Annotated in this window: 23 protein-coding genes; 10 read left to right on the top strand and 13 right to left on the bottom strand. The window is 61.7% G+C overall.

Features of this window, described 5'->3' with window-relative positions; all coding sequences use genetic code 11:
* Nucleotides 1-32 precede the first annotated feature (32 nt).
* Nucleotides 33-602, bottom strand: coding sequence for a GNAT family N-acetyltransferase (locus JMV15_RS16920; protein WP_014720044.1), 570 nt, complete (start codon nucleotides 600-602; stop codon nucleotides 33-35).
* A 77-nt stretch (nucleotides 603-679) separates the two neighbouring features.
* Here JMV15_RS16920 and JMV15_RS16915 point away from each other — a divergent pair, with 77 nt between their 5' ends.
* Together JMV15_RS16915 and JMV15_RS16910 are read left to right on the top strand one after the other, a co-directional pair.
* The gene (locus JMV15_RS16915) at nucleotides 680-1,600 is read left to right on the top strand and encodes a histone deacetylase family protein (RefSeq protein ID WP_032904157.1); all 921 of its coding nucleotides are present in this window, start codon (nucleotides 680-682) and stop codon (nucleotides 1,598-1,600) included.
* A 171-nt stretch (nucleotides 1,601-1,771) separates the two neighbouring features.
* The gene (locus JMV15_RS16910) at nucleotides 1,772-2,998 is read left to right on the top strand and encodes a TIGR03862 family flavoprotein (RefSeq protein WP_038451603.1); all 1,227 of its coding nucleotides are present in this window, start codon (nucleotides 1,772-1,774) and stop codon (nucleotides 2,996-2,998) included.
* A gap of 113 nt (nucleotides 2,999-3,111) precedes the next feature.
* Here the strand turns inward: JMV15_RS16910 and JMV15_RS16905 are convergent, their stop codons facing one another.
* Entirely contained in the window at nucleotides 3,112-4,446 is a 1,335-nt protein-coding gene (locus tag JMV15_RS16905; RefSeq protein ID WP_014720047.1) for a DEAD/DEAH box helicase, read from the bottom strand.
* A gap of 48 nt (nucleotides 4,447-4,494) precedes the next feature.
* Nucleotides 4,495-5,391 carry a drug/metabolite exporter YedA gene (yedA, locus tag JMV15_RS16900; protein ID WP_014720048.1) on the bottom strand — a complete coding sequence of 299 codons (897 nt, stop codon included), beginning with the start codon at nucleotides 5,389-5,391 and terminating at the stop codon, nucleotides 4,495-4,497.
* A 160-nt stretch (nucleotides 5,392-5,551) separates the two neighbouring features.
* On the opposite strand from yedA, the gene JMV15_RS16895 reads away from it, so the two are divergent.
* On the top strand, nucleotides 5,552-6,013 hold the full coding sequence (locus JMV15_RS16895) for an Lrp/AsnC family transcriptional regulator (protein WP_014720049.1): 462 nt from the start codon (nucleotides 5,552-5,554) through the stop codon (nucleotides 6,011-6,013).
* 725 nt (nucleotides 6,014-6,738) lie between these two features.
* On the top strand, nucleotides 6,739-7,050 hold the full coding sequence (locus tag JMV15_RS16890; protein WP_014720050.1) for a DUF6124 family protein: 312 nt from the start codon (nucleotides 6,739-6,741) through the stop codon (nucleotides 7,048-7,050).
* 327 nt (nucleotides 7,051-7,377) lie between these two features.
* Here JMV15_RS16890 and JMV15_RS16885 read toward each other — a convergent pair whose 3' ends face one another.
* The 3 genes from JMV15_RS16885 to JMV15_RS16875 all read right to left on the bottom strand — a co-directional run bounded on the left by JMV15_RS16885 (nucleotide 7,378) and on the right by JMV15_RS16875 (nucleotide 9,324).
* Nucleotides 7,378-7,989: a 3'-5' exonuclease gene (locus tag JMV15_RS16885; RefSeq protein ID WP_038451606.1), complete on the bottom strand. Its 612-nt coding sequence runs from the start codon at nucleotides 7,987-7,989 to the stop codon at nucleotides 7,378-7,380.
* Between the two features lie 25 nt (nucleotides 7,990-8,014).
* Nucleotides 8,015-8,491 (bottom strand): LabA-like NYN domain-containing protein, encoded by a 477-nt coding sequence (locus JMV15_RS16880; RefSeq protein ID WP_003194396.1) that lies wholly within the window; start codon nucleotides 8,489-8,491, stop codon nucleotides 8,015-8,017.
* A 119-nt stretch (nucleotides 8,492-8,610) separates the two neighbouring features.
* Complete coding sequence (locus JMV15_RS16875) at nucleotides 8,611-9,324, bottom strand: DUF2076 domain-containing protein (protein WP_038451609.1); 714 nt, start codon at nucleotides 9,322-9,324, stop codon at nucleotides 8,611-8,613.
* 182 nt (nucleotides 9,325-9,506) lie between these two features.
* On the opposite strand from JMV15_RS16875, the gene JMV15_RS16870 reads away from it, so the two are divergent.
* Together JMV15_RS16870 and JMV15_RS16865 are read left to right on the top strand one after the other, a co-directional pair.
* Entirely contained in the window at nucleotides 9,507-10,166 is a 660-nt protein-coding gene (locus JMV15_RS16870; RefSeq protein ID WP_032873246.1) for a YciC family protein, read from the top strand.
* A gap of 41 nt (nucleotides 10,167-10,207) precedes the next feature.
* A complete protein-coding gene (locus JMV15_RS16865; protein WP_019818052.1) occupies nucleotides 10,208-11,296 on the top strand; it encodes an endonuclease/exonuclease/phosphatase family protein in 1,089 nt (362 codons plus the stop codon).
* Between the two features lie 122 nt (nucleotides 11,297-11,418).
* Here the strand turns inward: JMV15_RS16865 and hrpB are convergent, their stop codons facing one another.
* Both hrpB and JMV15_RS16855 read right to left on the bottom strand, forming a co-directional pair.
* The gene (hrpB, locus tag JMV15_RS16860) at nucleotides 11,419-13,926 is read right to left on the bottom strand and encodes an ATP-dependent helicase HrpB (protein ID WP_038451612.1); all 2,508 of its coding nucleotides are present in this window, start codon (nucleotides 13,924-13,926) and stop codon (nucleotides 11,419-11,421) included.
* 53 nt (nucleotides 13,927-13,979) lie between these two features.
* Entirely contained in the window at nucleotides 13,980-14,921 is a 942-nt protein-coding gene (locus JMV15_RS16855; protein ID WP_231125691.1) for a hypothetical protein, read from the bottom strand.
* A gap of 27 nt (nucleotides 14,922-14,948) precedes the next feature.
* On the opposite strand from JMV15_RS16855, the gene JMV15_RS16850 reads away from it, so the two are divergent.
* A complete protein-coding gene (locus JMV15_RS16850) occupies nucleotides 14,949-15,368 on the top strand; it encodes a hypothetical protein (protein ID WP_019818055.1) in 420 nt (139 codons plus the stop codon).
* Between the two features lie 9 nt (nucleotides 15,369-15,377).
* Nucleotides 15,378-16,271, top strand: coding sequence for a cation diffusion facilitator family transporter (locus tag JMV15_RS16845; protein WP_014720058.1), 894 nt, complete (start codon nucleotides 15,378-15,380; stop codon nucleotides 16,269-16,271).
* Here JMV15_RS16845 and JMV15_RS16840 read toward each other — a convergent pair.
* Complete coding sequence (locus JMV15_RS16840) at nucleotides 16,268-17,230, bottom strand: DUF6515 family protein (RefSeq protein ID WP_038451614.1); 963 nt, start codon at nucleotides 17,228-17,230, stop codon at nucleotides 16,268-16,270. The two genes, JMV15_RS16845 and JMV15_RS16840, sit on opposite strands and share 4 nt — an antisense overlap.
* A gap of 427 nt (nucleotides 17,231-17,657) precedes the next feature.
* Between JMV15_RS16840 and JMV15_RS16835 the strand changes: the two genes are divergently transcribed.
* Entirely contained in the window at nucleotides 17,658-18,137 is a 480-nt protein-coding gene (locus tag JMV15_RS16835; RefSeq protein ID WP_003194418.1) for an Lrp/AsnC family transcriptional regulator, read from the top strand.
* A 196-nt stretch (nucleotides 18,138-18,333) separates the two neighbouring features.
* Complete coding sequence (locus JMV15_RS16830; RefSeq protein ID WP_025999909.1) at nucleotides 18,334-18,543, top strand: DUF2788 domain-containing protein; 210 nt, start codon at nucleotides 18,334-18,336, stop codon at nucleotides 18,541-18,543.
* On the opposite strand, the gene JMV15_RS16825 is transcribed toward JMV15_RS16830, so the two are convergent.
* From JMV15_RS16825 to JMV15_RS16810, 4 genes are all read right to left on the bottom strand, one after another.
* Nucleotides 18,538-19,170 (bottom strand): pseudouridine synthase, encoded by a 633-nt coding sequence (locus JMV15_RS16825; RefSeq protein ID WP_005791693.1) that lies wholly within the window; start codon nucleotides 19,168-19,170, stop codon nucleotides 18,538-18,540. The two genes, JMV15_RS16830 and JMV15_RS16825, sit on opposite strands and share 6 nt — an antisense overlap.
* A gap of 71 nt (nucleotides 19,171-19,241) precedes the next feature.
* A complete protein-coding gene (gene amn / locus JMV15_RS16820; RefSeq protein ID WP_161981173.1) occupies nucleotides 19,242-20,714 on the bottom strand; it encodes an AMP nucleosidase in 1,473 nt (490 codons plus the stop codon).
* Between the two features lie 183 nt (nucleotides 20,715-20,897).
* On the bottom strand, nucleotides 20,898-22,550 hold the full coding sequence (locus JMV15_RS16815; protein ID WP_038451618.1) for an acyl-CoA dehydrogenase family protein: 1,653 nt from the start codon (nucleotides 22,548-22,550) through the stop codon (nucleotides 20,898-20,900).
* A 68-nt stretch (nucleotides 22,551-22,618) separates the two neighbouring features.
* Nucleotides 22,619-25,018 carry a hybrid sensor histidine kinase/response regulator gene (locus JMV15_RS16810; protein ID WP_038451620.1) on the bottom strand — a complete coding sequence of 800 codons (2,400 nt, stop codon included), beginning with the start codon at nucleotides 25,016-25,018 and terminating at the stop codon, nucleotides 22,619-22,621.
* Between the last annotated feature and the right edge of the window lie 84 nt (nucleotides 25,019-25,102).

Genomic DNA, 25,102 nt, shown 5'->3' with positions numbered 1-25,102 from the left:
ACTCCTACAATCAATAGGGCATTCCGGGCTGCTTATCCGTGCAGCGTGTCCAACCATTGGGCGCGGGTGATGCGGTACAAAACATGCGGTCGCAGCGGGTCACCGGCTGCGACTTTCGGGTGTTCAAAATCTGCCTGCGGATCGTAATGCATACCGATGGCCTGCATGACTTTTTGTGAGGGCAGGTTGCTCTCGGTGGTGAAGGCCAGGATTTCGTCCAGTTGCAAGCGGTCAAAACCACAGCGCAACGCTGTCCAGGCGGCCTCACTGGCATAACCCAGGCCCCAATGTTCGCGGGCCAGGCGCCAGCCGATTTCCACCGCTGGGGTAAAGCCGGCTTCAAAGCTGACATTCGCAAGCCCGGTCAGGCCGATAAATTCGCCCGTGTCCTTGCGCTGCAAGGCCCAAAAACCAAAGCCATATTCAGCAAAATGCCCGCGAATCCGGCCGATAAGCGCGGCGCTTTCCAAGTGGCTCAATTGAGCCGGAAAGTAGCGCATCACCTGCGGGTCGGCGCACATGCGCGCAAAGTCCGGCAGGTCGCTGTCGCGCCATTGGCGCAGCACCAAGCGTGCACTTTCCAATTCCAGTATCGGCTCCATGGGTCCCCCCTGCCTTGCCATGTGCGTGAGTGTACAGCGCTGTTAAGATTCGTCGCAGGTTCCCGTCAGAAAATCCCATGCCCTTGCCATTGATCTACCACGAAGACTACAGCCCTGAGTTCCCGGCGGACCACCGGTTCCCAATGGACAAGTTTCGCCTGTTGCGTGACCACTTGGTGGACAGCGGCCTGACCGAAGACAGCCAATTGCTGCGCCCGCCGCTGTGCCCGGCAGACATTTTGGCCCTGGCCCATGAACCGGGGTATATCGAACGCTACATGAGCGGCGAACTGTCCCGCGAAGACCAACGCCGCCTCGGCCTGCCGTGGAGCGAAGCCCTGGCCCGGCGCACGGTGCGCGCGGTGGGCGGCTCGATCCTGGCCGCCGAACAAGCCCTCGAACATGGCCTGGCCTGCCATTTGGCCGGTGGCACCCACCATGCCCATTACGATTATCCGGCGGGTTTCTGCATTTTTAATGACCTGGCGGTGATCAGCCATTACCTGTTGGCCAACGGCCGGGTCAATCGCGTGCTGATCTTCGATTGCGACGTACACCAGGGTGACGGCACCGCACGCATCCTGCACGACACGCCGGACGCCATCACCGTGTCGCTGCACTGCGAAAAGAACTTCCCGGCACGCAAGGCCCAGAGCGACTGGGACATCCCGCTGCCCATGGGCATGGGCGATGCCGACTACCTCAAGGTGGTGGATGACGCGCTCAACTACCTGCTGCCGCTCTACCAGCCGGATCTGGTGCTGTACGACGCCGGCGTGGATGTGCACAAGGACGACGCCCTTGGTTACCTCAAGCTGACAGATGCAGGCGTCGCCGCCCGTGATGAAAGCGTGATGCGCCACTGCCTGGGCCGCGACATACCGGTGATGGGCGTGATCGGCGGCGGTTACAGCAAGGACCGCCCCGCCCTCGCCCGCCGCCACGGCATCCTGCACCACAGCGCGCAGCGGGTGTGGACGTCATCAGGCTGTCATTGAAGTGTGAGCGTTACCCACAATGCCTGTGGAACGGCCTGTGGATAACTTGAGCGTAAGCGGCTACAAGCGTTTGACCGCATGGCCTGTAGGAAAGTGTACGTTTTTTGATCAGGCAGCGGCGTCATGGTCGGGTAGAATGCTCGGCCTATTTACATCACCGTAGCCCTGCCCATGCCTCAGACTTCTGCCCACCACGTCTCCATTATCGGCGGCGGCCCCGCCGGGCTGATGGCCGCCGAAGTCTTGAGCCAGGCGGGCGTGCGCGTGGATCTGTACGACGGCATGCCTTCAGTGGGGCGCAAGTTCCTGCTGGCCGGCGTGGGCGGCATGAACATCACCCACTCCGAGGCGTACCCGGCGTTCCTGTCGCGCTACGCTGAACGCGCGCCGCACATGGCGCCGCTGCTGCGCAGCTTTGGCGCCGAGGCGTTGTGCGAATGGATCCATGGCCTGGGTATCCAGACCTTTGTCGGCACCTCCGGCCGCGTATTTCCTACCGATATGAAAGCCGCGCCACTGCTGCGCGCCTGGCTCAAGCGTCTGCGGGAGCAAGGTGTGGTTATCCACACCCGGCATCGGTGGACGGGTTGGAATGCTGAGGGCGATTTACTTATCCACAGCCCGGACGGCGAAAAAGTTGTCCACAGCGACGCTGTGCTGCTGGCCCTGGGCGGCGGCAGCTGGTCGCGATTGGGCTCCGACGGTGCATGGCTCAACCTGTTTGAAGGCAAAGGCCTGCCCTATGTGCGACTGCAACCGAGCAACTGCGGGTTTGAAGTGTCGGCATGGAGCGCGTTGATGGTCAGCAAATTCGCGGGCGCACCGTTGAAAAACGTCGCCATTGGCCTGGGGGATGACAAGCCTCGGTTGGGCGAATGCGTGATCACTGCCACCGGCATTGAAGGCAGTTTGATTTACGCCTTGTCGGCGCCGATTCGCGAAGCGATCAACCGCGACGGTGCGGCCACGGTGCATATCGATTTGCTGCCCAGCAAGCCGCTGGACAAGGTGCAGGCCGCATTGGCCAAGCCCCGTGGCTCGCGGTCGATGAGCAAGCACTTGCACAGTCAGTTGGGATTGGATGGCGTGAAAGCGGCGTTGTTGCGCGAGCTGACGCCCGCTGAACACTTCACCGATCCGGCGCAATTGGCGGTGGATATCAAGGCGCTGCCGCTGACGCTGGTGAGGACGCGGCCGATGGATGAGGCGATCAGCACGGCCGGTGGTGTGCCGTTTGAAGCGCTGGATGAGCGGTTGATGCTCAAGCCATTGCCTGGCGTGTTTTGTGCGGGGGAAATGCTGGATTGGGAGGCGCCGACCGGTGGGTATTTGCTGACCGGCTGTTTTGCCAGTGGCCGGACGGCTGGGCTGGGGATGTTGGAGTGGCTCCAACGCTGATCGTTCCCACGCTCTGCGTGGGGATGCCGCCAGGGACGCTCTGCGTCCCGCTTTAGGTTCGTGACGCAGAGCGTCACAGGATGCGTTCCCACGCGGAGCGTGGGAACGATCAATCACTTCTTCTTACGCGGCCCAGTGTTAAACACCGGCACCTTGCGCACCGGCTTGATCGAAGGCTCGGCCGGCGCCACTTCCCCACTGTCCACCCACTTGCCCAGGTTGCGCTTGCCGCCACCGCCGGACGCTTTAGGCTTCTTCGGCTTTTTCGGTTTCTTGACCACCTGCCCGCTGGCATCGGTGTCCGGCACGCGGTGCTCCGGCTCGAAATCCGGTTCCATCTTGCGGGTGAGGGTCTGACGGGTCAGCATCTCGATCGCCGAGAGCATGTTCACCTCGTCGGCACACACCAGGGAAATCGCCTCACCGGTGTTGCCCGCACGCCCGGTACGGCCGATACGGTGGATGTAGTCTTCGGCCACGATGGGCAGGTCGAAGTTGACCACCAGCGGCAGGTCTTCGATATCCAGGCCGCGGGCCGCCACATCGGTGGCCACCAGGATTTGCACTTCGCTGGCCTTGAAGCGGTCCAGTGCGCGTTGGCGGGTGGCTTGGGGTTTGTCGCCATGGATGCCGTCGGCGTTGATGCCCAGGCCCTGCAACTTGTCCACCAGGGCGTCTACGCCGTTGCGGGTCTTGGCGAACACCAGCACTTGCTTCCAACGGCCTTTGCGCATCAGGTGCACAAACAGCTCCGGCTTGCGCTTCTTGTCCACCGGCACCACCCACTGCTTGACGGTGTTGGCGGCAACGTTGCGTGGGCTGACTTCGATGCTCAGCGGGTCGTTGAGCATTTGCCCGGCGAGCAGGCGGATGTCATCGGAGAAGGTCGCGGAGAACAGCAGGGTCTGGCGCTTTTTCGGCAGCATGCGATAAATGTTGGCAAGCTCTTCGGAGAAGCCCAGGTCGAGCATACGGTCGGCTTCATCCAGCACCAGGGTTTGCAGCTGGTTGAGCTTCAGCGCGTTCTGGCGGAACAGGTCGATCAGGCGGCCAGGGGTGGCGACCAAAATATCCACACCCTTGCGCAGCTTCATCATCTGCGGGTTGATACTCACGCCGCCGTACACCGCGTAAGTGGTCAGCGGCAGGTGCTGGGCGTACTCGGCAACGCTGGCGTGAACCTGCTCAGCCAGCTCGCGAGTGGGGCACAGGATCAGCGCACGCGCCGAGTTGGCGGCGACTTTCGGCCCTTCCAGGGTCAGCAGTTGCAGCAGCGGCAAGGCGAAACCTGCGGTCTTGCCGGTGCCGGTCTGGGCTGCGGCCATCAGGTCGCGACCGGCCAGCACGGCCGGAATGGCTTGGGCCTGCACCGGCGTCGGGGTCTGGTAGCCAAGCGTCTCAAGGGCGCGCAGCAAGGGTTCGATCAGGCCAAGGGTGGCGAAAGTCATGTAGTTACCGTAGGAAAAATTCAGCGCAAGGGCGTAATGCGCGGCAGTTTACCTTATTTCCGGTTTGGGCTTGCGCCATTGGGGCAGGCTGATCAGCAACACCGCGCTGATGATCACCAGCATTGCCAAGGCTTCTTCCAGGCCGATGCTCTCACCGACGAACACAATCCCCAGTAACACGGCCACGGCCGGGTTCACATAGGCGTAGCTGGTCGCCGCCGCCGGGCGTACGTGCTTGAGCAGGTACATATAAGCGTTGAAGGCGATGATCGAGCCGAACACCGTGAGGTACGCCAGGGCCAGCCAGCCCTCCAGCGGCGGCATGGCCTGCAGGTGCTCGCCAGACAACGCGCTGACCAGCAGCAGCGCCACGCCGGCCACGAGCATTTCTGCGGCACTGGCCATGGCGCCTTGGGGCAGCGGCAAATGCCGGCTCCACACCGAGCCGAAGGCCCAGGACGCCGCCGCCATCAACAGCAACACCGCGCCCAGTGGGCTCGACTGCAAGGTACTGCCCATGTTGAGCATGGCAATGCCGATAATCCCCAGCAGCACCCCGGCCCATTCCAACCGTGTATTACGTGCGCCCCAGAAAAACCCACACAGCAAGGTAAACAGCGGCACCGTCGCCACCGCCAGCGCGGCCACGCCGGACGACACGCCCATATGTTCGGCCACACTCACGCCACCATTGCCCACGGTGAGCAGCAAAATGCCGATCATCCCGGCCGCCTTCCACTGCGGCCAGGTCGGCGCTGGCACCCCGCGCCACCTGAGAAAGCCGTACATCAACGCACCCGCCGTGCAAAACCGAATCCCCGCCAGCAACAGCGGCGGCCAGTACTCCACGCCAATGCGGATCACCAGATAGGTGGAACCCCAGATCACATACAACGCAAAAAAGGCGGCGATCAACGGTAAGGGAAAGCGACGTGGGCCAGGCATTGGGCGGCTCTATGGCAGGAAATGGGAGACTTATTCTAGAAACGAAGGTGGATAAACTTAAGTTACAAAACCTGTTTAAAACGCCAATACACTTCTCAAACCATGGTTATCAAGGCTATAAACCGTGCTTTCGAAAGCCATGCGCAACCGGAGCCTTATCATGGACAAATACGACCGCATGCTCCTCAGCGCCCTGCTTGAAGATGGCCGTGCTTCCTACGCGCAACTGGCGCGCACCGTGAACCTCTCCGCCCCCGCCGTGGCCGAACGCGTGGCTAAGCTTGAGGCCAGCGGCGTGATCACCGGGTACCAGGCCAAGGTGGATTTATCCAAAGTGGGTTTGCCGATTCAATGCGTGATTGAACTGCGACTGACCAACCATGGCAGCCAAAAGGTTTACGACGCCCTGGCGGAAATACCCGAACTGACCGAATGCCACCGGGTCACCGGCGACCCGTGCGTGATCATGCAAGCGGCGGTGGGCTCGATGCCCGAGCTGGAAAACCTGATTAATCGGGTAGCGAAGTTCGGCTTCAGCAAGACCTCGATTATTTTGTCCAGCGCCATAGAGCGGCGGGTGCCGTTGGGGCAATTGGAAGCCAATGGCAAAAATGCTGGCTGAGCGATCGTTCCCACGCTCCGCGTGGGAATGCATCCCGTGACGCTTTGCGTCACGACTTTAAGGGCGGACGCAGAGCGTCCAGGGCAGCATTCCCACGCAGAGCGTGGGAACGATCAGTGACTGCCGGGCAGCTTGTCATCGTGTTGCCCACATGAAACGCCATGCTTGAACTGGAGCCCAGATCAATGCCATTTGATTCAAGTTCCAACTTGCTTCGCATAATCGCTGTATGAAGATCGCTTTCCTGCATGACTGTAATCCCTGTGCATGAGTGACAGACGGGATGGTAGGTCGCAGTAAGACGCGATAGAGGAGTAAAGAGGAAAACCAGAAAGGTCCTAGGTCATAGCCGGATTTGGCCTACCGACCATTCAGCGCTCAGGTGAAAGAGACCTCAAAACCTCCGTGTTTCAGTGGCCAGCAAGACCGATCCCTTTCATTTGCGGGACGTTTCCGAGAGAATCCCACGGCCTTGTTTCCGTCGGATTCGGTAGCTAGTCTCGCTCTGTCATCGAATGTTCGGTGACCGGACGTGCAAGTCCGATGGCAAGCAAGATCATAAATAAACCTACAGCCAATATGCCTGTTATGGCGGCTGTGCGTGGGAGGCCTTCGGGCCTGCTGGGTTTGGATCCTTGCCCCGGTCTTGCACACCTACGCACAGTTGCCACCCTAATTCGCGTGCAAGCGAACGGTGTCGACTTCTTCCAGCAAGGAGTTTCACCATGGTCAAAAAAGTCACCCCCGATCCACCCCAGCCCAAAACCGACTTCCTCAGCGAAGACGCCCTGCTCCACCGTCGTGCCATCGACTACTACCTCAAGGCATCCGCCCCGGATGCGCCGATCTTTATCCTGAATGACAACCTGAGCTTCGAAGACGCCCTGGCCCATGCGGCGGAGTTGTTGCACTGCGCGGTGGAGACAGCGAATGCGTCGGGTGAGGTGATGAAGGCGCCGCAGCGGGCGGTGATGCATTTGGTGGAGATGGCGAAGGGGGTGGTGGACCAGGCGCTGGAGTGCGCACAGCCTCGATAGTCGACGCATAACCCCCTGTGGGAGCGGGCTTGCCCGCGATAGCGGAGGGTCAGGCAATAAATGGCTGGCTGATACACCGCTATCGCAGGCAAGCCAGCTCCCACATTGGAACTTCAGTGTTCTTGAGAGGGGTGGCTGGATCAGAACCCGCGATGTTTTGCTCGCGAAGGCGGTGTGTCAGTCAACTTATTTAGCGACTTGCTGATCGTTCCCACGCTCTGCGTGGGAATGCCGCCCTGGACGCGCTGCGTCCGCACTTAAAGTCGTGACGCGGAGCGTCACCAGATGCATGCGCACGCGGAGCGTGGGGACGATCAGCGCCAGGCCTTAGAACCCGCGATGTTTCTTCAGGTGTTCATTGATCTTTGCGGCAGGCACTTTCTGCAACGTGCACAACAGGTCATGGGACAGCTCGCGCAAACCATGAGTCTGGCGCAGTTCCCGGGCCAGGTGCGCGGTGAGGTTGGCGGCCATTTCCGCATCCGCCAGCGCCCGGTGAGCCTGGCCGGTGTGGGGCAGTTTGGCGTAGGTGTTGAGGGTGCCGAGCTTGTGGTTGGGCGCCGCCGGCATCAGGCGGCGAGCCAGGAGCAGGGAGCAGGCAAATTTTTGCAGGCGGGTGCGGCGGATCAGGCCAAGCTCAAAGTCCCAGAACTTCTGGTCGAACGCGGCGTTGTGCGCCATCAAGGGCGTGGTGCCGACGAACTCATTGACTTCGTTCATCACCCGTTCAGCCGGTGGCGCGCTGCGCAGCATGGCGTTGCTGATGCCGGTGAGCTGTTCGATAAACGCCGGTATGCGCACGCCAGCATTCATCAGGCTCTGGTAGCGGTCCACGATTTGCCCGCGCTTAAGGATGACCACGCCAATCTCCGTGGCCCGGCAGTGGCTGCTGGGGGTGATGCCGGTGGTTTCAAAGTCGATGACCGCTATGCGTTCCAAACCTGTTCCTACTCCGTTCAACGATCTATTTGAGCAACAACGCGCCTTCGATCGGCACGTAGTGGCTGGCGGCGCGTATCAATGAGTTGGCCGTCAGCCCCGGCACGCCGTAGGCCACGGCCCGCACGCCATGCTTGTGGATAATGCGCTCGAGCAGCATGTCGAAATCACCGTCACCGGAGGCCAGCACGACCTCGTCGACATGGTCGGCGGCGTCCATGATGTCCAGGGTGATGCCCACGTCCCAGTCGCCCTTGGCCGAGCCATCGCTGCGCTGGATGTACGGCTTGAGTTTTACCGTAAAGCCCAGGTTGCGCAGGATCTGCTGGAACTGCTGCTGCTTGCTGTCGCCGCGGTCGATGGCATAGGCGTACGCCTCGACAATCTGCCCGCGCGCGCTGATGTCAGCCCACAGAGCGGCGTAGTTGAAGTGGCAACCATAGGCCTGGCGCACGGTGTAGTAGAGGTTTTGCACATCGGCGAACACTGCAATTTTTTTCACCGCACTTCCTCATGGACAGCCAGGCGCCAGCGCCCGGAAAGGGCGCCAGTATGCCAGCCAAGGGAGTGTTTCCGGGAAAAAATCAGACCGGAGCGCCGCAGCGTTCCGGTCTGCGTGGGTCAGACGAAAGAATCGTCGTCGCCAAAGGATGAGGAATCGTCCGAATAATCGCTGTCGGCATTGTTGCCGCCCCAGCTGTCATTGCCGGCGAACTGTTGGTCATCGTTGCCCCAGTTGCCTTGATCGCTGGCCGGTGCCGGTTGTTCGATGATCTCCTCCACCACCTGCGGCTGCGAGTTGTGATGGAACAGGCTGCTGATCCCTTCGGCCAGCAACACACCACCGGCCACACCCGCGGCGGTCTTCATGGCGCCGCCGAGGAAGCCACTGCCGGCTGGTGCGGCGACCGGTGCTTGCGGCGGCTGGTAGTTCTGCTGCGGCGCCGGCTGGCCAAAAGCGGGCCGCGCCGGTTCACGCCAGCCGCCACCTGTGTTGCTCGGCGCAGGCTGTGGCTCACGGGAGCCGCCGCCAAAGATGCTCGACAGGAACCCACCACCGCTGGCCGGTGCCGGTTGCGTGGCCTTGGCCCGTTGCAGCTCGTCCTGGAATTGCTGGATCTGCTGGGCCTGTTGCTTGTTTTGCGCGTCGAGGCTCTGCAGCGCATGTTCCTGCACGAGAATCGACTGGGTCATGTAATAGCCGACGGCGGGTTGGCGAGCCATATGCTCCTTGATCCGCGCTTCGGCCTGGGCGTCGCGGGGGGCTGAGTCCGTTTCGGCTTGCTGCAACCGTGAAAACAGTCCATCGATCAGGGTTTGCTCTTCGCTGTTCATGGCGACCTCGTTAGATTGCCGATAAAAAATTCCGGTCCCGCCTGTGATCAGGCTGGGGGCTTTCCAGTTATGGGGATGTTACGAGTTGTTTCAATGGTCTTTACTCAAGGTTTACGTTTGCGCCCCTTGGACCCTGATCGGTTAAAGTGTCGCCCTCTGCTTCCAGGCCTGTGATGACCCTGATGAATCCGTTAGACGTTTTGCGCGACTCCTTCCGCTTTACCCAGCGCAACCTAGGCGCCATCGTCCAGCTGTGCCTGCCGTTGGTGATCCTCGAAGCCTTGCTGCAACAGGTGCTGGACCACACGCTGGGCCCGGATGCGTTTCCCGGCTACAGCGTGGTCGTGGGTTTGTTGGTGTACCCGCTGTACACCGGCGCCCTGATCCTGTTTCTCGACGCCCGCACCCGGGGCGAGTCGCCGCGCACCAAGGACGTGTGGGCCATGGCCTTGAGCCTGTGGCCGCGTTTTGCCCTGCTGACAGCCATGAGCACCTTGCTGATTCTGTTGGGGCTGTCGCTGTATTTCCTGCCGGGCTTGTGGCTGATGGTGGTGCTGGCGTTTGCCGAATACCTGCTGGTGCTGCGCGGCATGCCCGCCCTGGAGGCGATGAAGGAAAGCTTTCGCCTGACCCGCGGGCATTTCTGGCGCATCCTGGTGTGCCTGCTGTGTGTGATGACGCCGTTGTGGCTGCTCAAGGGCGCCAGCGTGGCGGCGTACCCTGAACCGGCGCCGTTGCTGGGGCTGCTGATGGACAGCGCCCACAGCTTCCTGCAACTGTTCACCAGCGTGGTGCTGTTCCGTTTATTCATGCTGATCGGTGGCGACGCCGACGTGCGGTGATATGCTCCGTGGCTCTTCTGACACGCATATAAGCCGAGCCGATGACCCGTTTATTGCGCATCACCCTGTTGAGCCTGTTGATCATCACCGGCCTGCTGGCCGCGCTGATCTACAGCCTGACCTGGCGCCCTGCCGACAAAGAGACCCTGCCCGTCAGCTGCGTGGCACCCCGCGCGCCGACGCTGTTGCCGGGGCAGGCGCTCAAGGTCATGACCTGGAATGTGCAATACCTGGCCGGCAAGAACTACGTGTTCTGGTACGACACCCCGGACGGTAGCGGCCCGGACGATCGCCCCACCGTCGAAGACATGGCCTTCAGCCTCGACGAAGTGGCGCGGGTGATTCGCGACGAACAACCCGACATCCTGCTATTGCAGGAAGTCGACGAAGGCGCCAAGCCTTCCCATTATCAGGACCAGCTTGCGCTGTTACAGGAGCGTCTGGTCGACCTCTACCCCTGCAGCGCCCAGGCCTTCGACTGGAAAGCCGATTTTGTGCCCAGCCTACATATCTTCGGCAGCGTCGGGCGCAAGCTCGCTACGCTCAGCCGCTACCAGATCGAACACGCCGAACGCCTGCAACTGCCGGCCGCCGAAACCAACTTCATCAGCCGGCAGTTCCAACCTAAACCTGCGTTGCTACTGACTTACCTGCCCTTGAGCGATGGCGGCCAACTGGCGGTGCTCAATACACGCCTGGACGGCGGCGCACCTGGCCGCTCGGCAGCGCAACAACAAGTGCAAGCCACGGCCAAGCTGCTGGACAAGTTCGAAGGCCGGGGCACGCCCTGGTTGATCGGCGGGGATTTCAATCTGCTGCCACTGGGCCAATACCTGCGCCTGGACGCGGCTAAGCGTGGGCAGTATGCGCCGGACAGCGAGTTGCACCTGCTGTGGGACAAGTACCCGATGATCCCACGTAACAGCGAGTCCAGCGGGATTGATCGAGAAAAATGGCTGACGCACTTCCCCAATGACCCGAGCCTGGACGGGCCGGATCGCACCTTGGATTATCTGTTCTACAGCCCGCGCATCAAGCGGGTGGAGGCGAAGGTGAGGCAGGAGGACACATTGCGCATTTCCAACCATCTACCGGTTATCGCCCGCTTCCTGCTGCCTGCCGCGCAATAACCCACATCCTTAATGTTTTGTGGGAGCTGGCTTGCCTGCGATGCCGCCGATGCGGTCTTTCAGTGACACCGCAGCGATGCGATCGCAGGCAAGCCAGCTCCCACATTTGAACTGCATCGTGCCTACTTACGCGGCTTGATCCGGGCCGTCGCTTCGGCCACCAACGGGTCATCCGGCCAGTAATGCTTGGGGTAGCGCCCTTTCAAATCCTTCTTCACCTCGGCATAGGTACTGCGCCAAAAGTTCGCCAGGTCCTGCGTGACCTGCACCGGTCGCCGCGCCGGGGACAGCAGGTGCAGCTTCACGGCCAGGCGCCCGCCGGCAATGCGCGGGGTGTCTGCCAACCCGAACAATTCCTGCAAGCGCACCGCCAGGATCGGCGGCTGTTCGCTGTAGTCCAGGCGTACCGATGACCCTGAAGGCACTTTCACATGCTGCGGCGCCAGCTCTTCCAGGCGTTGGGGCAAGGGCCATGGAAGCAGGTTGTGCAGGTAGCTGGAGATATCCAGGTTGGCGAAATGGCTGAGGCGCGAGACCTTGCCCAGGTAAGGCATCAGCCAGTGCTCCAGGCTCGCGAGCAGGGCCTTGTCACTGATGTCGGGCCACTCGCTGGTGTTGCCGGCATCCAGTTGGCGCAGCAGCATCACACGGGCTTGCCACTGACGCAGTTCCGGGGTCCAGGGCAGCAGTTCCAGGCCTTTGCGGCGCACCAGGTTGACCAGCGCCTGGCTGCGAGCGGATTCGTCGAGGCCGGTCAGGGGTTCGCGGCTGAGCACCAGTTCACCGACTTTGCGTTGGCGCTCGGCACGCAAGACGCCTTCGCGCTCGTCCCAGTCGAGTTGGTCGACGTTGCGCACTTGCTCGGCCAGCACCGTGTCGAACAGCGCCGGGGCAAAATCCGCCGCCAGGTAGATGCGCTCTTCACGCTGGCCCTGGCGGCTGCCCAGGTCGGCGATCACCAGCCAGGGTTGTTTCATCAGGCTGTCGGCTTCGGCAAACAGCGCTGCTCGGCCATTGGCCAGACGATATTCAGCGCCACCAGGGCGCCGTTGCTGGGCGACGCGGTCCGGGTAGGCCAATGCCAGCAAGGCGCCGAGCCAGCGCGGGTGGTCGGGGTTGTCCACCGGCTGGGTCGCCTTGCCGCGCAGGTAGCCACGGTATTGCCGGGCCAGTTGCTTGGCGCGCTGCACGCCCCCCTGGGTGCCGCGCGCACGTTCTTCACCGGACATCAGCGCCAGGCGGCTGTGCAAATCGGCACCGCCGCCGCGCAAGATGTCGCGTTCGCCCAACAAGGCTGCCACGTCGCAGGCGGTGGCGGCGAGGCCCAGGTCCTGGCCACGTAATAACAGATGGGCGATACGCGGGTGAGCCGGCAACTCGGCCATCTTCTGGCCATGGGCAGTGAGGTTTTCTTCGTCCAATGCACCGAGGCGTTGCAACAGATCCTGGGCCTGGGCATACGCGGCAGTCGGTGGTACGTCCAGCCACACCAACTGGTTGGGCTTCACGCCCCAACGGGCCAGTTGCAAGGCCAGCCCCGCCAGGTCAGCGGCGAGGATTTCCGCGCTGCCATAAGCGGCCAGCCCGTCGTGCTGGTCTTCGGACCACAACCGGTAACACACCCCCGGCTCCAACCGCCCTGCCCGGCCGGCGCGCTGGGTGGCGCTGGCGCGGGAGATGCGCTGGGTGTCGAGGCGGGTCATGCCGCTGCCGGGGTCGAAACGCGGCACCCGCGCCAGCCCGGCGTCGATCACAACGCGTACGCCGTTGATGGTCAGGCTGGTCTCGGCGATGTTGGTGGCCAGCACCACTTTGCGCTTGCCGGCCGGCGCCGGGTCGATGGCGGCGCGCTGGGCGTTGAGGTCCAGCTCACCGTGCAACGGGCATAACAGTACATCAGGGCGATCACCCAAGGCCTCAGTCAGTTGCTGGTTGACCCGGCGAATCTCCGCCTGCCCCGGCAGAAATACCAGCACACTGCCGGGCTCGTCATGCAGGGCTTCGAGGATAGTTTGCACCACGCGCGGCTCGATAAACTCCCCGGCCTGGTACGGCCGGCCCCAGCGCATCTGCACCGGGAACATGCGCCCTTCACTGCGCAGGATCGGCGCGTCATCCAGCAAGCCCGCCAGGCGCTCCCCTTCGAGGGTGGCGGACATCAGCAGGATCTTCAGCGGCTGCTCGTCGCGAAACAGCTCGCGGCCGTTAAGGCTCAGGGCCAGCGCCAGGTCGGCATCGAGGCTGCGCTCGTGGAATTCGTCGAAGATCAACAAGCCCACGCCGTCCAGCGCCGGGTCGTCCTGCAGGCGGCGGGTGAGGATACCTTCGGTGACCACCTCGATACGCGTATTGGGGCCGACTTTGCTGTCCAGCCGAATGCGGTAGCCCACGGTCTCACCGACCTTTTCACCCAGTTCACTGGCCAGCCGCTCGGCAGCAGCACGGGCAGCCAGGCGCCGGGGTTCGAGCATCAGGATGGTTTGCCCGGCGAGCCACGGCTCATGCAACAAGGCCAACGGCACGCGGGTGGTTTTACCGGCGCCGGGGGGCGCTTCCAGCACGGCTTCATGGCGATGCGCCAAGGCGTCACGCAGGGCGGGTAAAACATCATCGATCGGCAACGAATTCATAAGGGTTCTCTGGCATCCGCGCAGTTAAGAGGCGTAACCGGTCCGGCGACTGCCTAATGTATGGGTCGTCCATACCAACACATGACCATCGAGTTGACGTCCTGCTTTTCGTCGGCGCTCTCTTCAGGCTTTTGATAGAGACACACAAAAACCACGATGGCCCCGACCCCAAGGGTCACAAGACTTAAAACGATATCCAAATCGACATTTGAATGAAACGAGTCAAAGAACACTCGCGGCGCAGCCCAGTGGATGAAGAATATAAAGACCGGAAAAATAACAGCCCCTTTCCACAGCACAATGTCGACGGGAAACTCAAGCAACCTGCAGGCAGCAATAAACCCCCACAGATAAGCGTAATAAGTAACCATCAAGCTGATCATGAATTTCGTCAGGGCCAAGGCCATGATCACCAGCCAGTGCTCCTTTGCTGCATATGAAACGGGGGCAATAAGACGGGTGATACCGATGATCAAACAGGTTATGACCATTAGTACTGCGATAGAAATAGGTGCCAGTCCTTCACCGTAAGCTTTGTTCAACAGCTCGCCAACTTCGGGTTTCAGACAAGTGCCCCAGTAAATCAACGCCATGGAAAACAACAGATACACCAGGAACAAACTGGAGTATTCGAAGAAAAAAGCTTTCAGATCTTCCCAAAAAGTCCGGTTATAACGTGTGTTTGCCTGCTGCTCTTGATTCATCATCCTTCCTTGATTTTTGTAAACTGCCCGGTGTTTCGTCTGCAAACAGAAAAGCTTGAACACCCATTGGCGTCCAGACAGGGCGGCGAGTATAACGGCGAACTGCCAGATGCCGATGCGGGTCTTAAAAACACCCACGCTTTGGGCTGTGAATGCAGTCGAAGGTGGGAGCTGGCTTGCCTGCGATAGCGGTGTGACAGTTGCCGCTGTATTTCCTGAACCGTCGCAATCGCAGGCAAGCCAGCTCCCACATTGGTTCATCGGCGCCTGGCCGATCTGGCTTATAGTCACCCTTAAATATGTTCAGGAGACTTTTTCATGCGTATCGCTTCCCGTGTCATCGGCGGTGTCCTCGCCGTTACCCTGCTGAGCCAACTTACCGCCTGCGGGTCGATTTTCTACCCCGACCGTCGTGGCCAGATCGATGGCAAGATCGACCCGACCATCGCGGTACTCGATGCCCTCGGCCTGTTGTTTTATGTGATCCCCGGCCTGATCGCCTTCGGTGTCGACTTCGCCACGGGCGCCATTTACTTCGAACCGGGCAAGACCGCCCAGGTCGCCCCCGAGAAACTGCACGAAGCCATCGGCGCTGACGGCAAGGTCGATAACGCCAAGCTGCAAAGCATCATCCAGAAAGAAACCGGCCGCACCTTGCCGCTGGACGACCCACGCCTGATCCAGTTCAGGGGCAGCGTGCAGCAACTGGCGGCCCTGGGCCTGCAGCCTGCCGCGTAAGGACAGCTCATGACCAGCAGCCCCGAACACGCAAGGCTCTTGCGCCTAGCCACCCGCGCCTCGGTGGGCGTGGCCTGTGTGTTGATTGTGACCAAGGCCATCGCCTGGTGGCTCAGCGGCTCGGTGAGCATGCTCGCCGGGTTGACCGACTCGCTGCTCGACGGCGTGACCTCGCTGCTGAACTTGCTGGCGGTGCATTACGCCCTGCGCCCCGCCGATGACGATCATCGTTATGGGCATGGCAAGGCAGAGTCGCTGGCGGGTATGGCGCAAGCCTTGTTTATCGCCGGCAGTGCGGTACTGATTGCGCTCCAGGCCTATGAACGGCTCAAGCATCCGGAGCCGGTCGGCGCACCGTGGCTGAGTATCGGCGTGATTATCTTGTCGCTGGGGCTGACCATGGCCCTGCTGATGCTGCAACACCGCGTGGTGCGCGAGACCGGCTCCAACGCGGTGCGTGCCGACTCGCTGCATTACCGCTCAGACTTGCTGCTCAATGGCAGCATCCTGATTGCGCTGGTGTTGGCAGGCTTTGGCTTTCATCAGGTCGACGCCTGGTTCGGCCTGGGAATCGCCGCTTACATTCTGTGGAGCGCGATCCAGATCGCCCGGGAAAGCTTTGCGGTGTTGATGGATGAAGAGCTACCGCCGGATGTCAGCCAGCACATGCTGGAGCTGGCCCGTGGCGTGCCCGGCGTACTGGGTGCCCACGACTTGCGTACGCGGGTTTCCGGCAACCACTGGTTTGTGCAGTTGCACCTGGAGTTGCCGGGGGAATTGACGCTGTCGGTGGCCCATGGCATCAGCGACCAGGCCGCCGATGCCATTCACCGGGAATACCCGAAAGCCGAAGTGCTGGTGCACGCCGACCCACGGGAAGTGGTCACCGGTAACAAGGCCTAGTACTGCACCTGATACCCCCGACTGCCCAGGCAGTTGCCCTGGGCCTGGCGGTAGGTTTGCACCACCGCAGGGTCCGGGGCGTAGGTGACGGTGCGCGGGTCGAAGCCACTTTGTTGCACCGCCCAGCGATAACAGTCGTAGCCGTCCTGCTGTACCTGGGCTGGCGACTGGCCGTTGGCCGGGTAAGCCACCACGTCATAACCGTTGCCTTGAGGCGTCGGCGGAGGTGATGGCACCTGCGTCGGTGGTTGTACCACCACGTATTGTTGGGTGCTTTGCTCGTAGGCGTAATAGGCGCCTGCGGCGAGGAACAACAGCGAGCCGCCTACCCACACTTCACGTGCGTAGTCCGGCAGGTAATGCACGCGAATGCCATAGGGCGGCGTCACCACTACGTAGCGTGGGCCTTGGGGGCGATACCAGTAGCCGCCGGAGAAAAAGTAGTCCTGGCCACGGTAAGGCACGCGGTAATTGCGATCGGGGAAACGGTCGATGACATATCCAGGGCGATGCTGCGGGCCTGGGCCCCAGCCATTGCCATGCCCATCGGGGCGGCCTGGCCAGCGGTTATCACCGGGGCGATCGTTACCCGGACGCGAACCGGGGCCGCCGGCCTCCCAATGCCGGTTGTCATCGGGGCGTCTGGGAATATCACGGTAATAACCCTGGCGCGGCTCCTGGGTCTGGCGCACGGTATCGGGCCGGCCCTGGATCGGCAGGTTATTGGAGGGTTGCGGTTGCGGTGCTGGTCGCCCCGGCTCATGACCTTGAGGCCGACCCTGCCATTGGCCACCCTCGTGCTGGCCGCCACGATCACCCTGCGGGTTTTGTGGGCGTGGCTGATTGTGCTCAGGCCGTTGCCCCTGGCCCGGTGAGTTATCGCGTTCGTCGGCCATCGCCTGGGAGCCGACGCTGACCACCAGCAAACCAACACCTGCCATACGCCAGATGCGCTTCATGCTTTTCCTCACTGCGGATTGGGGCTTGATCATGAGACTGGAAAAGCCTCGCCCGGTTCTGAGACAGGTTATCAGTCACGAGAACTATTTTCTGAAGGCAAAACGCGCACAAAGAAAAAGGGGTGACCCGTCGGCCACCCCTTGAGAATTTCGTCCTGGCTCAACGCTTTTGACGTTGGCTCACCTCACGCCGTCTTGTGGACAGTGTGCAGCCTGGAGGCCGGCTCAACCCTGCTGGGGCGGCGGCCGCAACGGGCCTGATTGGGCGCGTTGCTGTGGACTGTTGTCCAGGCGGTGATTCTGTTGGTAATCATAGGCGTGCCGGGCGGGCAGAGGATTGCGAAGATTGCGTCAATAAACAGTGCTTGCGCAATTTTTAACCCTTCATGGATAATTAACCGCAATAGTTACGACAAAGGCCAACCCAATGAGCAAGCTTGACCGATACGACCTGAGTATTCTGGCGGAATTGCAGCGCGACGCGAGGATCTCCAACCAGGAGCTGGCCGAACGCATCGGCCTGTCGCCTTCGCCCTGCTCACGCCGGGTCAAGCAATTGGAGGACGACGGCTACATCGCCCGCCAGGTCGCCCTGCTCGACCGCAAGATGCTCGGCCTGAGCCTCACCGCTTATGTATTGATCGGCATGGACCGTCACACGCCGGAACGCTTCGAGAATTTCGAGGCCGCCATCCGCACCCTGCCGCAAGTGCTGGAGTGCAGCCTCGTGACCGGGATGGATGCGGACTACCAGTTGAAGGTGGTAGTGCCGGACATGGATCACTATCAAAAATTGCTGCTGGGGCATCTGACCCGGATCGAAGGGGTGACCAGCGTGCGTTCCAGCTTTGTGCTGAACCAAGTGCTCAACAGCACCGAACTGCCCCTGACCCACCTGCGCACCTGAGAACAACGATGTTCAACGGTGGGAGCTGGCTTGCCTGCGATGGCGGCGGGCCAGTTTGCATCACGGTACCTGACAGACCGCTATCGCAGGCAAGCCAGCTCCCACAGTTCGATGGTGTAGGACTCAGGTCAATGTTGCGTTTGTGACGCTGCCGTATACTGCTCGCTTGTCTTGTCGGAAGAGTCCCATGAACAACATCGACCCCGCCCTGTTTGAAGAATGGATGATGACCGGCCTGGTCACTATCCTGATCATTTTCATGGGCTTTATCGTCTGGGACCTGGCGAAAAAATCCAAGGCCGGGCGCTTTGGTTCGTTCATCCTGTTTTTCGTGTTGGGCCTTGGTGTGGCAGCGTTCATCATCAAGAGCGTGGTGATCGGCCTGATTGAATCCGGCGCCTTATAAGCGCGCCGGCACTGCCTTCCATTGGCCTTGATCCAGGCCGTCGATAGACCAGTCGCCAATGCGCACGCGCACCAGGCGCAGCGTCGGCAGGCCCACTGCTGCGGTCATGCGCCGTACCTGACGGTTGCGCCCTTCACGTATCACCAACTCCAGCCAATGCGTCGGCACGCTTTTGCGAAAGCGTACCGGCGGGTTGCGCGGCCATAACGCCGGTTCATCCAGTTGCCGAGCCTCGGCAGGCAAGGTCATGCCATCGTTCAGCTCGACACCATCGCGCAGACGTTGCAGCTGTTCTTCAGTCGGCTCACCTTCCACTTGCACCCAGTAGGTTTTCGCCAATTTGTGCTTGGGATCGGCGATGCGCGCCTGAAGCTGGCCATCGTTGGTCAACAGCAGCAAGCCTTCGCTGTCACGGTCCAGGCGCCCCGCCGGGTAAATACCGGGAATATCGATAAAATCCTTGAGCGTCGCGCGCCCGCCTTCGTCGCTGAACTGGGTCAGCACATCGAACGGTTTGTTGAACAGGATCAGCTTCGGCTCGGCCGGTGGCGCCTTGGCGACACGTCGAACAGGCTGCGAAGGTTTCACGCCTGGGCGGCGCGAATCGGGACGGGTAGGACGGGACATGGCAAAGGAACATCTAACGGTCAGGACCGACAATGCTAGTGGCCTGACCGCTAAATGACCATCCCAACCGCTTAGCGGAACGGCGGCTCGTCGAAGCTGCGCAGTTTGCGCGAGTGCAACGAGTTGAGTTCGGTGCGCAACAGGTCGACCGCCTCGATGCCGATCTTCAAATGCTGGCTGACCGCACGCTCGTAGAACGCGTTGGCCGAACCCGGCAGCTTGATCTCGCTGTGCAGCGGCTTGTCGGATACGCATAACAAGGTGCCGTAAGGCACGCGCAAACGGTAACCCTGGGCGGCGATGGTGCCGCTTTCCATGTCCACGGCCACGGCGCGGGACAGGTTGATCAGCGGCCGCTCCTGGGCCCAGCGCAGTTCCCAGTTACGGTCGTCGTAGGTCAGCACGGTACCGGTGCGCAGGCGTTTTTTCAGCTCTTCGCCTTTTTCGCCGGTGACTTTCGCCGCCGCTTGCTGAAGCGCCAGCTGCACTTCGGCCAGGGCCGGGATCGGGATGTTCGGCGGTACTACACGGTCCAGAATCCCGTCGCGGCGCATATAGGCGTGGGCCAGTACGTAGTCGCCGATGGTCTGGGATTGGCGCAAGCCGCCGCAGTGGCCGATCATCAGCCAGCAATGCGGGCGCAATACGGCCAGGTGGTCGGTGATGTTCTTGGCGTTGGACGGGCCCACGCCGATGTTCACCAAAGTCACGCCGTGGCCGTCAGTGGCCTGCAGGTGATACGCCGGCATCTGGTAGCGGTGCCAGACCACGCCGGCGGCAATGGCCGAGGCTTCGCCGTGGTCCATGCTCTTGTCGATCACCACGTTGCCGGGCAGCACCATGCGGATAAAACGCGGGTCACTGCGCAGTTGCTCCAGGCCATGCAGGATGAACTGGTCCACGTAGCGGTGGTAGTTGGTCAGCAGGATCCACGGCTGTACATGGCGCCAGTCGCTGCCGGTGTAATGCACCAGGCGGCGCAGGGAAAAATCCACACGGGCGGCATCGAACAGGGCCAGGGGCAGCGGGTCGGTGTTTTCCCAGTCGTACAGGCCATCGGCAATGCCGTCGGTGGCGGCGGACAAGTCGGTACTGGGGAATACACGGGCCAGGGTCGCGGCGGTGACGCCGGAGCCGGCCAGTTCATCGCCCTGCTCCACCACGTACGGATATGGAATGTTCTGCTGGCTGACGCCTACTTCCACCGTGACGGTGAAGTCGTGCATCAGCGGCACCAGTTGCTCCAGCAGGTACTTACGGAACGCGGCCGGGTGGGTCACGGTGACGCTGTAGGTCCCCGGCAGTTGCACCTTGGCATACGCCCGAGTGGTTTGGGGGACTTCACCGTGGCAGTGGTAGGTCAAGCGCAGTTCCGGGTAGCGAAACAATGCGCGCTGCTCGGCGTCGGGCTCGACGCGGTCCTTGAGGTATTGCTTGAGCGCCTGGTTGAGCGCGCCAGTGGCACGCTCATGCAGCGCCGCCAGCCGGTCCACGGCTTCTTCGGCGGTTTTAACGACAACAAAAGCTTCGGTCACGGTAAGCATCCTGTGTTCTGACTTGCAGGCCTTTATCTTGCCTGTATCCAAGCCTCACCGAAACACCAGAAGTGGAATGCGTTGATAGGTGGGAGCTGGCTTGCCTGCGATAGCGGTCTATCACCTACATAATTGCTGGCTGGACCACCGCTATCGCCGGCAAGCCAGCTCCCACATTTGGATTGTGTTTATTCAGAGCGATTGCGGGGTTGAGCGGGCGACAATTGCTTCCACGTCGACGCCACGCGGCAAGGTGCCATATACCCGCCCCGACGACTCACCCAACCGGCTGGCGATAAACCCATCACTCACCGCCGCATTACCCGCCTCCAGCAACAACTTGGCCTGTAACGCCAGGGCGATGTCCTCGGTCAGTTGCCGCGCCCGATACTGGATGTCCTGGGTGTCCATGAATGCCGCCTTCAACTGCTCGATATGCCGCGCCAACCGCTTGTCGCCGTGGCCATCGCCCAGCTCCACAAACAACGCCTCCAGTACCCCCGGCTCTTTGGACAGGGCACGCAATACGTCCAGGCACTGCACATTGCCGGAACCTTCCCACGTCGAATTCACCGGTGCCTCGCGGTAAAGGCGCGGCAGGATGCTGTCCTCCACATACCCGGCACCGCCCATGCATTCGGCGGCTTCGTTGATCATCGCGGGCGCGCGTTTGCAGATCCAGTACTTGCCCACGGCCGTGACCAGCCGGGCGAACTTGGCTTCATGTTCATCATCAAGATGATCCAGGGCGCGCCCCATGCGCAGGCTCAAGGCCAGGGCCGCTTCGCTTTCCAGGGCCAGGTCGGCCAGCACGTTCTGCATCAGCGGCTGCTCGCTGAGCACGCGGCCACCCACCTGCCGATGAGCGCAGTGATGGCTGGCCTGGGTCAGCGCCTGACGCATCAAGGCGCTGGAGCCGACCATGCAATCGAAGCGGGTCATGGCAACCATTTCGATGATGGTTGGAACGCCGCGGCCTTCTTCACCGACCATCCACGCCAGGGCGCCGCGAAATTCCACTTCGCTGGAGGCGTTGGAGCAGTTGCCGAGTTTGTTCTTCAAGCGCTGGATGTAGAACTCGTTGCGCGTGTCATCCGGGCGGTGCCGGGGCAGCAGGAAACAGGTCAGGCCCTTGTCGGTCTGGGCCAGGGTCAGAAAGCCATCGCACATCGGTGCCGAGCAGAACCACTTATGCCCCACCAACTCGTAGGCTTGGCCAGGGCCACTCGCGCCCACGGGGTAAGCGCGGGTGGTGTTGGCGCGCACGTCGGTGCCGCCCTGCTTCTCGGTCATGGCCATGCCGATAGTAGCGCCGGCCTTGTGGGCGATGCCGACATTGCGGGGGTCGTATTGGGTACTGAGGACTTTAGGCAGCCAGAGGTCCGCCAGCTCCGGTTGCAGGCGCAGGGCCGGGACGCAGGCGAAGGTCATGGTCAGCGGGCAGCCGCTGCCGGCCTCGGCCTGGCTGTGCAGGTAGGTCATTGCCGCACGCGCCACATGGGCGCCCGCCTGGGGATGGGCCCACGGCAACGACGGCAGGCCATGCTCGACGGCGGTGCGCATCAGCTCGTGATAAGCCGGGTGAAACTCAACCAGGTCAATGCGATGGCCATAACGGTCATGGCTGCTGAACACCGGTTTGTTCTGGTTGGCCAGGAAGCCGGCTGCCATCAACGGCCCACCCGCCAGCGCGCCGTAGGCATCAATGCGCGCTTGGGCCCAGCCGGCGCCAAAGCGGCGTGACCATTCCTGCAAAGGCAAGTCGATGCGATACAGGTTGGTGCCGTCCAGGGACGGTGGCTGGTTGGTGACGTCGTGGGTTTCGGCAAACTGATGCAGGTTCATGACGGGCCTCCTGGAAAAAAGGCCGCATGAACAGTGGCCCGGAATTCAGTTAAGCACCGTGCAAGACCTTAAAAAAGTGGCATACGCGCCGAATGTTCGGCGCTTTCACCCTCATCCGCGCACAGCACGCTACGTTCAAGTGCCGCCTGCAAAGCATCGAAACGCACCGGCTTGGCCAGCCGATCCGTCATGCCAATGCCATGGCAGCGCTCACGCTCCGGCCCATTGGGCGAAGAGCTCAGGGCGATCACCGGCAATTCACCGCAGCCAGGCAATGCGCGAATCTGACAGCACAACGAAAAGCCACCCTCTGGCACATCCAGCAGCACGGCGTCGAAGCTATGCCCTTGCAATGCAGCGAGTGCCGCCGGGCCGCTGTCCACGGTTTTGACCCGGTAACCGAGCTTGAGCAACATGCCACGCACCGCCAGTTGGCCTACGCTGTTGTCGTCCACCAACAGTACCGTGCACTCCTGAGGCGCACGCTGTGCAGGCAGCGTTTGCGTGGCGGGCGTCACCTGCTGCGGCACGGCGCTGACGTCCACTTCCAACTGGAAGCGACTGCCTTTACGGGGCTCAGAATGATGGGTCAGGCGCCCGCCCAGCAGTTCGATCAACTGCCGGCAGATCGCCAGGCCAATGCCCAGGCCGCCGTATTCACGCGTCATCGAGCCGTCCAACTGAAAGAAACGCTGATACAGCGTGGCCTCATCGAGAAAGGCGAAGCCGATACCGGTGTCGGTGACGATAAAGCTCAGGTGCAAGGCGCCATCCCCTTGGGGCACGCCCACCACTCGCAAGCGCACCGCGCCGACGTGGGTGAATTTGAAGGCGTTATCGAGCAGGCAATCCAGGCACTGGAGCAGTTTGTCGGCATCGCCGATCAGCCGGTCCGGCACCTCATCGGCCACATCAATGGAGAACGCCAGGCCTTTGCTCTGGGCGCTGCCGGTGAATTGCTGGCGCAAGGTATCGAGCGTGCCGCGCAGGCTGAACACTTGCGGCTGGGCCACCAGGCGACCGGCCTGCAATTCGGTGAGGGTGAGGATGCCGTTGACCATGCGCATCATGTCCCGCGCCGAGCCGGCGGCGGTTTGCTGGTACTGCGTCAGGTCATCGTCCAATGACACGGTTTGCATCAGCTCCAGCGAGCCGATCACACCGTTCATCGGCGTGCGCAATTCGTGGGTCAGGGTGGCGAGAAATTCGTCTTTGAGACGATTGCTGCGGGCCAGTTGCTGGTTGAGCGCTTCCAGCTTCTGGCTGGCATCGAGGAGAATCTGCGCCTGCTGTTCACGCATGCCATTGATGCGGTCGGCCAGGGCCAGGGACAACAGCGCCACTTCAATGGCTGAGCCGAGCTGGCTGGCGTACATGGTCAGGAACACGTTAGGCAGGTAACCCAGCACCATCAGGGTGTTGACCACCCCGCCGAGCAGGAAAGCCGACCAAGCGATGATGAAATAACGCGCCATGCGCTGCCCGCAATACCAGGCCTTGATGGCCGCCACGAAGATGGTCACGGTAAACACCAGCGCCAGCGCAGTGGCCAGGCGCAGGGCCACGGCGTAACTGGTCAACAACGCCAGTGCCATCACCAACCCTCCACAGGCCGCGAGCGCCAGCAGGATACGGTTGAGCCAGCGGCTGTGCTGCGCGGTGTGCAGGAAACTGCGCGCGAACAGGCTGCCGAACAAGGCCGCCGAGCCGATCAGGAAGGGCACCGCCGCATTCGCCCACCACGGGTTGTTCGGCCAGAAGTACTCCACCGCGACGCCATTGACCGACAGCTGATACAAGCCGAACGAGGCGATATAGAGGATGTAATACAGGTAGCTGGTGTCGCGCACGCTCAGGTAGATGAACAGGTTGTAGATCAGCATGCCCAGCAACACACCGTAGATGGCGCCGAGCACGTACAAGCGCAGCGGCTGCTCCTCCATGTAGGCGGTGCCGGCCCATAATGTCAGCGGTGCCTGGATCGAGCCTTGGCTTTGCAAGCGCAGGTAGACGGTTTGTTGCTGGTCGGGCAAGAAGCTGAGCTTGAACAGGTAGTTGCTCTGGCTCACCTCACGGCTGGAAAACGGCAACGCGCTGCCGGTGCGGGTGGTGAGGCGGAAGTGACCAGTGCCGTCGTCCTGGTAAAGGTCCAGGCGATTGAGCGGCGGGTAGGCCAGTTCCAGAAACCAGGTGCGTGGTGCCCGGGGATCTTTGGCGGTGTAGTGCAGGTTGACCTTCAGCCAGAACACCGAGCGTGAATAGCCGGCATTGAGCGTGTCTTTGTCGTGGGTCTTGAATTGGGCGGCATAGGCGGGGGAACTGACATCGGCGATGGTGAGGGCATCGGTTGGGTCTTCGAGCACTTGCATGACCCGGCCCAACGGGAGGCTTCGCGTGTCCTGGTTGAACTCGACGGCGCTGGCGAGCATCGGCAGCCCGCACAATAAAAAAATCAGCAAATAGCGCATAGAGCCCCAGCGTAGCCTGGTCCGGTTGTGTCAAAAGCCCCCCATTCCTTTTGAGAAGACGTACACCGGCGATACAGTAAGTTG

It is taken from the genome of Pseudomonas paracarnis, assembly GCF_904063055.1.
Classification (GTDB): domain Bacteria; phylum Pseudomonadota; class Gammaproteobacteria; order Pseudomonadales; family Pseudomonadaceae; genus Aquipseudomonas; species Aquipseudomonas paracarnis.
This window is presented reverse-complemented; position numbering and strand designations above follow the sequence as displayed.